General features: G+C 71.0%; 12 protein-coding genes. 5 read left to right on the forward strand and 7 right to left on the reverse strand.

Annotation, left to right across the window (positions count from 1 at the left end; translation table 11 throughout):
* Positions 1-33 precede the first annotated feature (33 nt).
* Positions 34-684, reverse strand: coding sequence for a 50S ribosomal protein L25/general stress protein Ctc (locus HF576_RS00545; RefSeq protein ID WP_168910850.1), 651 nt, complete (start codon positions 682-684; stop codon positions 34-36).
* A 285-nt stretch (positions 685-969) separates the two neighbouring features.
* On the opposite strand from HF576_RS00545, the gene HF576_RS20515 reads away from it, so the two are divergent.
* Positions 970-1,092, forward strand: coding sequence for a hypothetical protein (locus HF576_RS20515; protein WP_277348799.1), 123 nt, complete (start codon positions 970-972; stop codon positions 1,090-1,092).
* A 4-nt stretch (positions 1,093-1,096) separates the two neighbouring features.
* Here the strand turns inward: HF576_RS20515 and HF576_RS00550 are convergent, their stop codons facing one another.
* On the reverse strand, positions 1,097-1,582 hold the full coding sequence (locus HF576_RS00550; protein WP_168912003.1) for a gluconokinase: 486 nt from the start codon (positions 1,580-1,582) through the stop codon (positions 1,097-1,099).
* A gap of 350 nt (positions 1,583-1,932) precedes the next feature.
* Between HF576_RS00550 and gndA the strand changes: the two genes are divergently transcribed.
* Positions 1,933-3,360: an NADP-dependent phosphogluconate dehydrogenase gene (gene gndA / locus HF576_RS00555; protein ID WP_343234188.1), complete on the forward strand. Its 1,428-nt coding sequence runs from the start codon at positions 1,933-1,935 to the stop codon at positions 3,358-3,360.
* A 97-nt stretch (positions 3,361-3,457) separates the two neighbouring features.
* On the opposite strand, the gene HF576_RS00560 is transcribed toward gndA, so the two are convergent.
* Positions 3,458-4,783, reverse strand: a complete 1,326-nt coding sequence (locus tag HF576_RS00560; protein ID WP_168910851.1) for an FAD-binding oxidoreductase — start codon at positions 4,781-4,783, stop codon at positions 3,458-3,460.
* A 128-nt stretch (positions 4,784-4,911) separates the two neighbouring features.
* Between HF576_RS00560 and HF576_RS00565 the strand changes: the two genes are divergently transcribed.
* Positions 4,912-5,901 (forward strand): NAD-dependent epimerase/dehydratase family protein, encoded by a 990-nt coding sequence (locus HF576_RS00565; RefSeq protein ID WP_168910852.1) that lies wholly within the window; start codon positions 4,912-4,914, stop codon positions 5,899-5,901.
* Between the two features lie 3 nt (positions 5,902-5,904).
* Here HF576_RS00565 and HF576_RS00570 read toward each other — a convergent pair whose 3' ends face one another.
* Positions 5,905-6,645, reverse strand: coding sequence for an ABC transporter ATP-binding protein (locus HF576_RS00570; protein ID WP_168910853.1), 741 nt, complete (start codon positions 6,643-6,645; stop codon positions 5,905-5,907).
* Positions 6,646-6,714: 69 nt separating this feature from the next.
* The gene (locus HF576_RS00575; protein WP_168910854.1) at positions 6,715-8,172 is read right to left on the reverse strand and encodes an ABC transporter permease; all 1,458 of its coding nucleotides are present in this window, start codon (positions 8,170-8,172) and stop codon (positions 6,715-6,717) included.
* Positions 8,173-8,337: 165 nt separating this feature from the next.
* Between HF576_RS00575 and HF576_RS00580 the strand changes: the two genes are divergently transcribed.
* The gene (locus tag HF576_RS00580) at positions 8,338-9,066 is read left to right on the forward strand and encodes a response regulator transcription factor (RefSeq protein WP_168910855.1); all 729 of its coding nucleotides are present in this window, start codon (positions 8,338-8,340) and stop codon (positions 9,064-9,066) included.
* Positions 9,063-10,622, forward strand: a complete 1,560-nt coding sequence (locus HF576_RS00585; protein ID WP_343234132.1) for a sensor histidine kinase — start codon at positions 9,063-9,065, stop codon at positions 10,620-10,622. Before HF576_RS00580 ends, HF576_RS00585 begins: the two co-directional genes overlap by 4 nt.
* Here the strand turns inward: HF576_RS00585 and HF576_RS00590 are convergent.
* Positions 10,616-12,181, reverse strand: coding sequence for an FAD-dependent oxidoreductase (locus HF576_RS00590; protein WP_168910856.1), 1,566 nt, complete (start codon positions 12,179-12,181; stop codon positions 10,616-10,618). The genes HF576_RS00585 and HF576_RS00590 overlap by 7 nt on opposite strands.
* A gap of 45 nt (positions 12,182-12,226) precedes the next feature.
* The gene (locus HF576_RS00595; RefSeq protein ID WP_168910857.1) at positions 12,227-13,129 is read right to left on the reverse strand and encodes an FAD:protein FMN transferase; all 903 of its coding nucleotides are present in this window, start codon (positions 13,127-13,129) and stop codon (positions 12,227-12,229) included.
* Between the last annotated feature and the right edge of the window lies 1 nt (position 13,130).

Genomic DNA, 13,130 nt, shown 5'->3' on the forward strand with positions numbered 1-13,130 from the left:
TCCCGCGCCCCCTCGTCACATGCTCTGCGCCGTTTACTCGGCCGCTTCGCCACCCTCTTCGGCCTGCTCGGCCTGCTCCGACTGCTCGGCGGCGACCTCGGCATCGGCCTCGGCGATCTCGTCCTCGGCGGCCAGCGTGGAGGCCGGAACCGAGATCGCGACGACCAGGACCTCGGGGTCGGCGGCGAGCGTCGCACCCTTGGGCAGCTTCAGGTCGGCCGCGGTGATGTGCGTGCCGTCCTCGAGGCCCTCGACGTCGACCTCGATGTTCTGCGGGATGTGGGTCGCCTCGACCTCGAGCGCGATGGTCTGCGCGTCGAGGTTCGCGATGGTGCCGGCGAACGGCTCGCCCACGACGAGGATCGGAACCTCGACCTGGACCTTCTCGCCCTTCTTGACGACGAGGAGGTCGATGTGCTCGATGACCTGGTGCACCGGGTCCTTCTGGACGTCCTTGACGAGCGTCAGCTGGTGGGTGCCGTTCACGTCGAGCTCGAGCACCGCGTTCGCGCGGCGGATGAGCAGCGCGGTCTGGTGACCGGGCAGCGCGACGTGCACGGGCTCGGTGCCGTGGCCGTAGATGACGGCGGGGATCTTGCCGGCCGCGCGAAGACGGCGGGCGAAGCCCTTGCCGAAGTTCTCGCGGAGCTCGGCGTGGACCTTGGTGTCGGGTTCGGTCGACATGGTTCTCCTTGGGGGCGCGTGGCCCGTTTCTGTGCGGCTCGAAGCCGGATGAATCGGTCTGCGCGGTGGCAGGCCCGGGATTATGGGATCTGTTCTCGACTCGAACGCACACGCGTGAGGAAAGCCAGTTGGGCCTGCATCACCGCGTCGATCACGGATGCCGCAACCCGCCGCTGCCGCCGGGCGCGAGGCATCCCTCGCCGAAGTTCGAGTCGAGTCTACCAGCGCCCCCGCTACGATGAGGAACGCCCCCGCTTCACGACCCTGCGGGCGACGGAGGATCCCATGGAATACGGCTTCTGGTCCCACGCACTGCTGTGGCTGATCGGCGCGATGGCGGCCATCGGCGGCCTCGGCGTCGTCCTGTCCTTCTGGGGTCTCGGGCGTCAGGCCTACCGCAAGGACTGAACGGTCACTGCGACGTCCCCCACCGCGCGTCGAGCGCGCGGGTGATCTCGGTCACGACATCGTGGGGAGCGCGGTCGTTGTCCACCACGACACCCGGCTCGTCATCGTCGAGGTTCTCCAGCGCCTGCAGCTGCGACGCCAGCAGGGCCGGAGGCATGAAGTGCTGGCGCGTGCTCATGCGTCGCTCGAGTTCGCCGGGCGAGACGCGCAGCTCCACGAACACGGCGTTGGCCGCCCCCTCGAGGATTCGTTCCCGATAGCGGCGTGCCAGCGCCGAGCAGGCGACGACGGCACCCTCGGTCGCCGAGGCGAGCGCGTCCGCCACGATGTCGAGCCATGGCATCCGGTCGGTGTCGTCCAACGGCGTGCCGGCCGCCATCTTGGCCACGTTCCCGGCCGGATGCAGGTCGTCCGCATCGATGAACGCGACGCCCAGACGCTCGGCGAGCACCGCGCCCACGACAGACTTGCCCGACCCGCTCGGGCCCATCACGACGATGCGCCGTCGTCCGGTCTCCGTCTGTTCTCCCTGGGCCACGCGGCCACGTTAGCGGACCGGGCTCACATCCCCGCCGCGCGCGGCGTGAGCACCCCGCCACGCGGTGTAACACGGATGGACCAGACTCTAGGCTGGATGTGACCCCGACCCCAGGAGCATGTGTGTCTTCGAACGATCCTTCGCGCACCGGCGAGCAGGCCCAGACCAGCATCTCGACCGATCAGGACCAGGCTCCTGACCAGGCCACGACGGCGCACGAGGCCGCCCCCGCCGCCGAGGACGTCCCTCGCCCGACTCCGGAGCCGGAGGGTCCGGATGCTGTCGCCGCAGCGACCGCGAACATCGGCGTCGTGGGACTCGCGGTGATGGGCTCGAACCTGGCTCGCAATCTCGCCAGTCGTGAGGGCAACACCGTCGCTGTGTTCAATCGCAGCCGCTCCAAGACCGACGAGCTGCTCGCGACCCACCCCGAGGCGAACTTCGTCTCGGCGTTCTCGTACGAGGAGTTCGCCGCGTCGCTGACCACGCCGCGAACCGCGGTGATCATGGTCAAGGCCGGCAAGGCGACGGATGCGGTCATCGACGCGCTCGTGAACGTCTTCGAGCCTGGCGACATCATCGTCGACGGCGGCAACGCCCTCTTCACCGACACCATCCGCCGCGAGAAGGCCGTGCGCGAGACCGGTATCAACTTCGTCGGCATGGGCGTCTCGGGCGGCGAGGAGGGCGCGCTGCTCGGCCCGTCGCTCATGCCCGGCGGCTCGGACGAGTCATGGATCACGCTCGGACCGATCCTGCGCTCCATCGCCGCCGTCGCCGAGGGCGAGCCCTGCGTCACCCACGTCGGCCACGACGGCGCCGGGCACTTCGTGAAGATGGTGCACAACGGCATCGAGTACGCCGACATGCAGCTGATCGCCGAAGCGTACGACCTGATCCGCCGAGGCACCGGCAAGTCCCCCGCCGAGATCGCCGACGTGTTCGCCGAATGGAACCGCGGCGAACTCGAGTCGTACCTGATCGAGATCACCGCCGAAGTGCTGCGGCAGGTTGACGCGGCCACCGGCAAGCCCCTCGTGGACGTCATCGTCGACCAGGCCGGCGCGAAGGGCACCGGCGCGTGGACGGTGCAGACCGCGCTGTCGCTGGGGGTGCCGGTCTCGGGCATCGCCGAAGCCACGTTCGCGCGCTCGCTGTCCTCGCACCCCGAGCAGCGCGCCATCTCGCGCTCGCTGCCGGGCGCGGAGGAGGACCTCGAGGTCGAGGACGTCGACGCCTTCATCGAGGACGTGCGCCTCGCGCTGTACGCGTCCAAGATCGTCGCCTACAGCCAGGGCTTCGACGAGATCCGCGCCGGCGCCGCCGAGTACGGCTGGAACATCGATCTCGGCGCCATCGCCAAGATCTGGCGCGGCGGCTGCATCATCCGTGCGCAGTTCCTCAACCGCATCACCGAGGCGTACGCCGAAGCCCCCGACCTGGCGGTGCTGCTGACCGCGCCGTACTTCGTCGACGCACTCGGCCGGGCCCAGGGCGCGTGGCGCCGCATCGTATCGACCTCGGCGAACGCCGGCATCCCCGCCCCCGCGTTCTCGTCGTCGCTGGCGTACTACGACGGCCTGCGCGCCGAGCGCCTGCCCGCCGCCCTCATCCAGGGCCAGCGCGACTTCTTCGGCGCCCACACCTACAAGCGCATCGACAAGGACGGCACCTTCCACACGCTGTGGTCCGGCGACCGCACCGAGATCGAGGCCGAAGACACCCACTGAGCGATGGACCCGCGAGAGTCGCGCATCGCGCGTCCCTCGTGGTAGCACGCAGAAGGCCGGGCACCCGCGGGTGCCCGGCCTTCGTGCGTCGCGGGGTTCAGGCCGGCGCGATGTTGTGGTTGCGCCGGAACACGTTCTGCGGATCCCATTCGCGCTTGACGGCGGCCAGGCGCGCCATCGTGTCGGCCGGGTACATCCGCTGGGCCCACGAAGGGTCGGTCGATGTCGTGAAGTTGCCGTACACGCCCGCGCCGAGCGCCTCGATCGCGTCCCATGCCGCCAGCGCGCCGGCGCGGCCGGCGTCGTCGAGCATGCCGGGTACGTCGAACGCCCCCGCCATCGCGAACCACGTCGCATCTCGCGCGGGGAAGGGCGTGTCGGCCTGCGGGACGTCGGCGTAGGCGCCGCCGAGCGATCGCAGGAACGCCACCGACGCCGGATTCTGCTGGCGGAAGGCGACGATCCGCTCGATCGCGTCGTCACTCAATTCGCGCAGCAGCGTATTGCCGCCGACGAACCCGGGCATGGGGTGCTCGGGATCGAACTCGGGCGTCTCGAGGAGGATGTCGGGGTACGACTGCACCCCGAACTCGCGTTCGGCCAGGCCGGGCGTCTCGGAGAGAGGGGCGAGGGCACGTCGTGCCGCGTCCTCGTCATCGCCGATCCACACCGCGGTGATGGTCGCGCCAGCGGGAGCGCTGGGATCCATCGCCGGAACATCCATGTACGTCACGGTGAGGTCGCGGGGCGCGTCGGTCATGACGTCGCGCAGGGCACGCAGCACCGGGCGCGCATCGCCCTCGACGCCGAGCACGGCCACGACGACACGGTCGAGCGGGTGCGCCTCGAAGTCGAACCGCGTGACGACGCCGAAGTTGCCGCCCCCGCCCCGCAGCGCCCACATCAGCTCGGGGTGCGAGGCATCCGTCACCTCGACGACATCCCCTCCGGCTGTCACGAGTTGGGCGCCGACCAGCTGATCGGCGGCAAGTCCCCATGCGCGGACCATCCAGCCGATGCCGCCGCCGAGCGTGAGCCCGCCGACGCCGACCGAGGCTGTGTCGCCCGAGCTGATGCCGAGCCCATGCTCGGAGAGCGTGTGCGCCACGGCGCCCCACTGCGCGCCGCCGCCGACGCGGACGCGGGTGCCCTCGACCGAGATGTCGTCGAGGGCGGAGATGTCGATCGTGACGCCGCCGGCCACGGTGCCCCACGCGCTGTGCCCGCCACTGCGGACCAGGACGTCGAGCCGCTCGGCGGCGGCGTATCGGACGGCGCCGCGCACGTCGTCGACGGTGCCGGCGCGGATGATGAGGGCGGGTTCTCCGATGCCGGAGTGGAAACGGCGGGCGGACTCCCAGTCGGAGTCGCCCGGACGGATGACGGTACCGCCGATGGCGGTGGTGAGCTCGTCGATGGTCATGACGGCAAACATAGAGCGCACCGCCGACATCCGGCACCGTTGTTCGCCGTCAGCGAGTGAGACACGCCGGGACTCCCGCCGACACCCGGCCGTGCACGAGGTCGGCCGTGCCGCGTAGGCTCGGCGCTGTGACGAGCATCCTGTACATCGGCGGAACCGGGACCATCAGCGCGGCTTGCGTGCGACGGTCGGTGGCACGAGGCGACGAGGTCACCGTGCTCAATCGCGGGACCGCTCGACGCCCGTTGCCGGACGAGGTCGAGGTCGTCCACGCCGATGTGCGCGACAGCGATGCCGTGCGCAGTGCGCTCCAGGGCCGGCAGTTCGATGTCGTCGCCGAATTCCTGGCATTCACCCCGGATCACGTGGCCGCCGACCTCGAGCTGTTCGAGGGCCGCACCGGCCAGTACGTCTTCATCAGCTCGGCATCGGCGTACGAGAAGCCGCCCCGTCGCGTGCCGGTGACCGAGTCGACGCCGCTGCGCAACCCGTTCTGGGGATATTCGCGCGACAAGATCGCGTGCGAGGACGTCCTGGTCGCCGCGCACCGCGAGCGGGGACTGCCGGTCACGATCGTCCGTCCGTCGCACACCTACGACGAGCGGCTGCTGCCGACGCTCGGCGGCTGGACCGACATCGCGCGGATGCGCGCGGGCCGCCCGGTGATCGTGCACGGCGACGGCACCACCCAGTGGACGATCACGCACAGCGACGACTTCGCCGTCGCCTTCACGGCGCTCCTCGGAAACCCGGCGGCGATCGGCGACTCGTTCACGATCACGGGCACCCACGCGCCGACGTGGAACCAGATCTACGGCTGGCTCGCCGACGCCGCGGGCGTCGCCGAGCCCGACCTCGTGCATGTCGCCTCGGAGACGATCGCCGCGTTCGCGCCCGACCTCGGTCCGACCCTGATCGGCGACAAGGCCCATTCGATGGTGTTCGACAACTCGAAGATCTCGGCGCTCGCCCCCGAGTTCCGCACCACGATCACCTTCGACGAGGGCGCTCGACGCATCCTCGCCCACTACGACGCCCACCCGCAGGACCAGAGGGTGGACGCGGACCGCGACGCGGTGTTCGATCGCATCGCGGCCCACGCCCGCACCGCGGGCTGACGCTCAGCGCGTGATGTCGCGCACCAGACCGCTCGCCAGCCCCAGCCGTCGACGCGCGCGTCGCGCGACCGCCGAGTCGTGCGTCACCACGATGAGGGTCAGGCCGGTGTCGTTCGGTCCGCCGTCGTTCAGCGCCTGCAGCACCGTCAGGATCTCGTCGCGCATGCTCTCGTCGAGGTTTCCCGTCGGCTCGTCTGCCAGCAGCACGCGCGGGCGTTTGACGATCGCACGTGCGATCGCGACGCGCTGCTGCTGACCGCCCGAGAGCTCGCCGGGGCGATGGTCGGCGCGCTCAGCCAGCCCCACACGGGCGAGCGCCTCGGCGACCCGGTCAGCCCGCTCCCGCTTCGTCAGACGCAGCGGCTCGAGCGCCATGTCGACGTTCTCGCCCGCCGTCAGCGTCGGGATGAGGTTGAAGCTCTGGAACACGAAGCCGATGTCGTGCGCGCGGATGCGGCTCAGCTCGCCTCCGCTCGCGGCCGAGAGGTCGGTGTCGCCCAGCGTCACCGATCCGCTCGTCGGCCGGTCCAAGGCGCCGAGGAGCTGCAGCAGAGTGGACTTGCCGCCGCCCGTGGGCCCCTGGATCGTGACGAAGTCCCCCGCCGCGATCTCGAGGTCGACGCCGGCGAGCGCCGACACGACGCGCCCCTTCTGCCGGTAGGTGCGGGTCGCGCCGGTGAGCCGGTAGAGCGCCGGGGGCGCGGCATCCGGTGTCGCCGGGGACGGGGTGTCGATCATGGTCATGGCGCTGCTCCTGTCGTCGGGTGTGGTCTTCTCACGGGATGTGGCTCGGGTCTCGGGCATCGCGTGCCCTCACCCGACCGCGCGCAGGGCTTCGGCCGGACTGAGCCGCGCTGCCCGCCATCCGCCGAATGCACCGGCGATCAGGCCCCCGATCACGGCGATGCCGACGGCTGCCGCGACCACCCACACCGTGACCGGCGCCTGCAGCACGATGTCCGCTCCCTGCGCCGTCCCTCCGAGCTCGGAGGCGGGGCCGACCAGGCCGCCGGCCGGTCCCGCGCGCGTCGGTCCGTCGGCCGCGGGCGCCGTCGAGACCGTGGGTGAGATCAGGTTGATCGCCCAGATGCCCGCGAATCCGATCGCGAGTCCGGCGGCGCCGCCGATCAGCCCCTGCACGACGGACTCCCCCGCCACCTGGCTCACGACACGGCCGTTGGACCATCCGATCGCCTTGAGCGTGCCGAACTCGCGGGTGCGACGGGACACCCCGGAGAGAGTGAACAGCACCGCGAGCGCGAGCGCCACCGCCAGCACGATGAGCGACAGCCACGTGCCGAGGTTCGTGATCAGCGCCGACGCGCTCGAGAGGGACCCCGAGACCGAGGCGGCAAGATCCGACTGCGAGCTGACGACTGCATCGGGAAGCTCCTCTTCGAGCGCGGCCTGCACCTGAGCGATCGCATCGGCCGATTCCGCGTGGACGTACACCGTCGAGATCACATCCCCGGCCCCCGAGAGCTCCTGCGCGACGTCGAGGGGGATGTAGACGTTCGCCGCCGTGTCGGCCTCGTCGGTGGTGGAGGTCACGAGGCCGACGATCTGGAACTCGGCTCCTCCGATCTCGAGAGCGTCGCCGACGGCGAGCTCTGCGGATGCCGCATATGCGGCATCCAGCACGGCGGCGTACTCGCCCTCGTCCGAGACCGCGAGTCCGCGGCCGTCGCTCACCTCGACGGACGACAACGGCCCGGCTTCCGCGCCTGACGCGTCGATGCCGAGCACGGTGAACGAGTCCACATCGAACGCGCCGCCGCCGAATCGCGTGACCTCGCCGCCCTGCGCCTCGCCCTCGGGCGCGGCTCCCTGCGTGCCGTCGCCGGGTGGCTGGGGAAGCTCGCCCGAGAACGTCATGTTGGTGAGGCTGAGCGCACCGGATGCCTCGGCCACGCCGTCGACTCCGGTCACGGCTCCCAGCGTCGACGCGTCGAGCGTCGACCGCATGGGCTCGGTCATGAGGCGGGACTGGCTGAGCTCGGTCGTGCCGTCCTCTCCCGTCTGGCCACCGTCCGCGCCGAACTCGAACGTCTGCGCGCGCATCTCGCCGGGGTCGGCCTGCGCGCCGGTCACGGTCAGGTCCGTGCCCACGCCGTACACCGATTCGAGAGCGTGTGCCTGCGCCTCGCGCACCCCGGCCGCGAGGGAGTTCACGATCATCACGAGGGCGATCGCGACCGCGAGGCCGGCGGCGACGATGATCGTCTGCTTCTTGCGGCCGGAGAGCTCCCGCCGCAGATAGGTCGTATACATGGGTCTCCTCCTGGCGGGCGCGTTGCCTGCCGTCGGCCAGGAAGCTACGGAACCCGCTCAAGGGCGGCATCAGCGCGGGCTATGCGGAGGGTATGAACCGTCATTCACAGGTCGCGCATAGCGCGCTCCATAGGAACCGCATAGGTTGACGGCCACAATGGACGCATGACCTCCCCCTCCCCTGCGCTCCTCCGCCCCGACGGCTCGGCTCTTCGCGTGCTCGTGGTCGACGACGAGCAGATGCTCACCGACCTGATGTCGATGGCGCTGCGCATGGAGGGCTGGGAGGTCCGCACCGCTGCCTCGGGCTTCGAGGCGCTGCAGGCGGCGCGGGAGTTCGGACCCGACGCCATGGTGCTCGACATCATGATGCCCGACCTCGACGGCATGGCCGTCCTGCAGCGGCTGCGCCAATCAGGCGATGACGTGCCGGTGCTCTTCCTCACGGCGAAGGACGCCGTGAGCGACCGCGTGGCGGGCCTCACGGCGGGCGGCGACGACTACGTCACGAAGCCGTTCAGCCTCGAGGAGGTCGTCGCACGCCTGCGCGGGCTGATGCGTCGCGCGGGCACGGCGCACACGGCGGGCGCCGAGCCGATCCTGCGCGTCGGCGACCTCTCGCTCAACGAGGACAGCCACGAGGTCGAGCGGTCCGGCGACGAGATCGAGCTCACCGCGACCGAGTTCGAGCTGCTGCGCTACCTGATGCGCAATCAGCGCCGCGTCGTGTCGAAGGCGCAGATCCTCGATCGCGTCTGGAACTACGACTTCGGCGGACGCTCCAGTGTCGTCGAGCTGTACATCTCGTACCTGCGGAAGAAGATCGACGCCGGACGCGAGCCTCTCATCCACACCGTGCGCGGCGTCGGGTACATGATCAAGGCCCCGCAGTGACGGATGCCCCGGCCCCGCGCCCCGCGGAGGCGGCAGCCTCGTCCGCGCAGGAGGAGCGCCCGCCGCGACACGCCCCCTGGACCCTGCAGCGCAAGCTGATCGTCACCGTGGTGTCGATCACGTCGTTCATCCTGGTCCTGGTCGGCGTCGCCACGAGCGCGATCCTGGGCGCAGTGGTCGAGGAGGGGCTCACGAGCGAACTGCGCGAGCAGACCCAGCGCACGGCGAGCTTCGCGCGACCGTACCTGGTCGGCGGCACGTCGGCCGCAGACATCCTCGCTCAACAGCCCATGCCGGCCGGCACGCTCCTGGTCGTGCAGACGCTGCCCGCCGCCGCGACCGCCGCCTACGTGGACGAGGACGGCGGGATCGTCGCACTCACCGACGAGCAGCTCGAGCAGCTCGTCGCGACCGTCCCGAGCGAAGGACCGCTCGTCGTCACCGTCGACGACGTGGGCACGTTCCGGGTGGAGGGCGAGCGGATCGGCCAGTCGTCGTTCGTGGTCGTCGGCCTCTCCCGCGACAAGGTCGCCCACACGATCGGGCAGATGCTCACAACGATCGGGCTGCTGACGGCAGGCGGCCTGATCCTGCTCGCGACGGCGACCGCATGGACGATCCGTGCGGGCCTGGCGCCACTGCGCGCCGTGGCCGACACCGCGGCGCGGGTGTCGACGCAGCGACTGGACCAGGGCGAGGTCTCCATCGCCGAGCGCGTGCCCGACGCCCAGGCCGATCCACGCACCGAGGTCGGGCGCGTGGGCGAGGCGCTGAACTCGCTGCTGGATCACGTCGACGAATCTCTGACGATCCGCCAGCGCAACGAGGAGCGGATGCGGGCCTTCGTCGCCGATGCGAGCCACGAGCTGCGCACGCCGCTGGCCTCCATCCGCGGCTACTCGGAGCTGTCGCTGCGTGCGCTCGGCCGCGACCACAGCGCCGGCACGATCGAGAACACCGAGACGTCGCTCGAGCGCATCCAGGCGCAGTCCCTGCGCATGACCTCGCTCGTCGAGGATCTGCTGCTGCTGGCGCGCCTGGACGAAGGACAGGAGCTCGTGTTCGGCACGGTCGATCTCACGCGACTCGTGATCGACGCCGTCGGAGATGCGCGGCCGACCGGACCCGGCCATACGTGGGTGCTGGACGTGGGCGATGAGCCGGTGCTGATCGCAGGCGACGCCGGACGGCTGCATCAGGTCGCGGCCAATCTGCTGGCCAACGCGCGCACGCACACCCCCGACGGGACCACCGTCACCGTGAGCGTCGCCCGCGAGGGCGCGAGTGCAGTGCTGCGCGTGCATGACGACGGCCCCGGTGTCGACCCGGCGATCGCGGACGAGCTGTTCGAGCGGTTCTCGCGCGCTGACCGCTCGCGGGCTCGTCAGACCGGTGGCACCGGCCTGGGCCTGTCGATCGCGCGTGCGATCGTCGACGCGCACCGCGGCACCCTCACGGTCTCGAGCTCGCCCGGCGACACGACCTTCGAGGTGCGCCTGCCGGCGCGCCCCACCGACCCCGCGCGGCCCGATCTGGGCACCGGGGCTGATCAGTAGCCGCTGAAGGCGTCCGTCGTGATCGACCGCGCCCGCTCGAGTGCAGGCGCGAGATCTGCGATGAGCGCCGCCGGTCCCGAGATGTAGGCGTGTCGCGCGGCGATGTCGGGCACGACCCGCAGCAGGCCGTCGGCGTCCAGGCGCACGCCACGCGCCCATTGCCAGTGCGGCGGGAGGTCGGCGGGCCGATCGCGACAGAACACCACCACGTGGACGCCGGATGCCTCGATCTCTTCGCGGTACGCCAGTTCCGCGGCATCCGACACCACATAGACCAGCACGATGTCGCGCTCTTGGCCCGCCAGCCGCGCGTGGCGCAGCTGCGAGACGAACGGCGTGACCCCGATCCCGGCCGCGACCATGAGGATCGGCGCGGCGTCGCGCTTGGGCAGCAGGAAGTCGCCCCACACGCCGGTGATCGCGAGCCGGTCGCCTTCGCCCACCACTGCCAGGGCCTTCTTGTACGAGCTCAGCGGCTTCGTGCTGGAGCCGTCCTTGAACGCGACCTTCAGCTGCGGCAGGTCCTCGGGGGCGGAGGCGATGCTGAACTCGCGCCGCGTGCCACGTGCGTCGGTATGCCGGTGCGGGACCTCGAGCTCGAGGTACTGCCCGGGTACGAAGGACAGCCGGTCGTGCACGCGGAAGGTGAGCTCGCGCACGGTCGGGGTCGGCGCGGCACGCGAGACCAGCGTCAGGCGCACGGCCGTGCGCACCGCGAAGGCGAAGGCGACGAGGTTGCCGATGAGCAGCGCCCGCTCCTGCCCGAGCGTGATGTCGCCGACGGGGATCGGCCAGCCGGCCAGGACGCCGACCACCGCGGCGACGGTGAACTGCTGCCACCGGCGCGGCGGGAGCGTGAGCGGCTCCGAGAGCATGAACGCGCCGAGGAAGAGGAACGGCGAAGACCACAGAAGCGGCCACAGCAGCTCGAGCACCTCGACCTCGACCCCGGCGGACTGGTACTGGGCGGCCGTGCGCACCACCGCGACGGCCACAGCGATCACGACGAATCCGGTGATCACGCGCAGCTTCTCGGTGCGCACCAGCAGCAGGATCCCCAGCACGATCACGGGCGCGGCCATCGCCGGCGTGCCGACCCACCACGACGACGACCCGAGCGCCGGCCACGCGACGCTGAGCAGCGTGAGGACGGTCGCACCGACGGCGGCGGGGTTGAAGATGTGACGCCCGCGCCACGCCAGGACGTATTTCGACAGCGACGCCGCGAGGGCGGCGATGGCGATGCCCGCGACGCCCGTGAGCTCGAGCGTGGGCCGCAGCACGAACAGCAGGATGTGGGCGGTGATCAGCGAGGACTCGATGCGCCACGGCAGGCCGAGCACACGCTGCATCGCCGCATCCACGCCGACGCACACGGCTGCCAGTACGACCAGGGTCACCACGAGCTCGAGCGGGCCGGGGCCGACCAGCCCGAAGAACGACAGCAGCAGCGCGATCACGGCGAGCGCGGCGAGCGCGACGTAGGCCAGGCGATACATCGAGACGCGACCGAGCACCGCGAACACGCGGTTCCAGACGGCCGTCAGCGTGCCGAGCATGTCAGGCCACCCGCAGCGGCTCGAGAGCGAGGGAGTCCGTCACCCTTAAACGCTATCCCGTTGGACGAACAGGTCGGCACGGCAACCGGGAGACCACTCGACGCGGCCGTCGGTCGTCATGCGCACCCAGTCCACGCCCCAGTCATGGGCGAGACGCGGGCCGCCCTCGAAGAACAGCGCCGTCGCGATCGCGTCGGCGGTCATCGCGTCCGTGGCCACGGCCCACGTGGCGGCGATCGTGCGCACCGGCTCCCCCGTGCGCGCATCGAGCACGTGATGCAGCCCCGCACCGGTCGCTCCGGGCCACGCGCGCCGATTGGTCGCGGAGGCACAGAGAGCGGCATCCGTCACCTCCCACACCCCGATGGCGCGACGGGGGGCGAACGGATGCTCCAGCCCGATGCGCTGCGGCGCGCCGCGCACCGCGAGATCGCCGCCCGCGTCGACGACGACGTCGCCGCCGGCGGCGGCGGCACCGACCACCCCGAGCACGAGGTCGACGAGCCTGCCCTTGCCGAGCGCGCCGACATCGATCGTCGCCCGCTGCCGCAGCTCGAGGACCCCGTCCCGCCACGTGAGCAGGTCTTGCCACGCCGACGGCGCCGGCACCGCGCCGGAGTCGCGGAACGAGTACGTCGCGTCGTACCCGCGATGCTCGAGCGCGTCGCCGATCAGCGGGTTCACGGCGCCGGCCGTCGCCTCGGACAACGCGGCGAACGCGTCGAGCATGGCCTCGGCATCGCTCGGCGCCGGGACCTGCCGCGGCCGCCGGGCGAGATCGCTCACGATGGAGTCCTCACGGAATCGCGACCAGGCGCAATCGAATCCCTCGACGACCAGCATCGTCGCGTCGCGGACCGCGCCGGGAAGCTCGTGCGCGGTCACGACCTCCCACTGCGTGCCGATCGCGTCGAACCGCCAGACCGCCGTCGCATCGGCGACTGTCATC

It is taken from the genome of Microbacterium salsuginis (genome assembly GCF_012524205.1).
GTDB classification, from domain to species: Bacteria; Actinomycetota; Actinomycetes; order Actinomycetales; family Microbacteriaceae; genus Microbacterium; species Microbacterium salsuginis.

Coding starts and splice junctions, on each gene's coding strand:
- HF576_RS00550 (WP_168912003.1), bottom strand. CDS start 1,582: ATGGGCCCGAGCGGGTCGGGCAAGTCTGTCGTGGGCGCGGTGCTCGCC.
- HF576_RS00560 (WP_168910851.1), bottom strand. CDS start 4,783: ATGACCATCGACGAGCTCACCACCGCCATCGGCGGTACCGTCATCCGT.
- HF576_RS00570 (WP_168910853.1), bottom strand. CDS start 6,645: ATGACCATGATCGACACCCCGTCCCCGGCGACACCGGATGCCGCGCCC.
- HF576_RS00595 (WP_168910857.1), bottom strand. CDS start 13,129: ATGACAGTCGCCGATGCGACGGCGGTCTGGCGGTTCGACGCGATCGGC.
- HF576_RS20515 (WP_277348799.1), top strand. CDS start 970: ATGGAATACGGCTTCTGGTCCCACGCACTGCTGTGGCTGATCGGCGCG.
- HF576_RS00545 (WP_168910850.1), bottom strand. CDS start 684: ATGTCGACCGAACCCGACACCAAGGTCCACGCCGAGCTCCGCGAGAAC.
- HF576_RS00575 (WP_168910854.1), bottom strand. CDS start 8,172: ATGTATACGACCTATCTGCGGCGGGAGCTCTCCGGCCGCAAGAAGCAG.
- HF576_RS00590 (WP_168910856.1), bottom strand. CDS start 12,181: ATGCTCGGCACGCTGACGGCCGTCTGGAACCGCGTGTTCGCGGTGCTC.
- HF576_RS00580 (WP_168910855.1), top strand. CDS start 8,338: ATGACCTCCCCCTCCCCTGCGCTCCTCCGCCCCGACGGCTCGGCTCTT.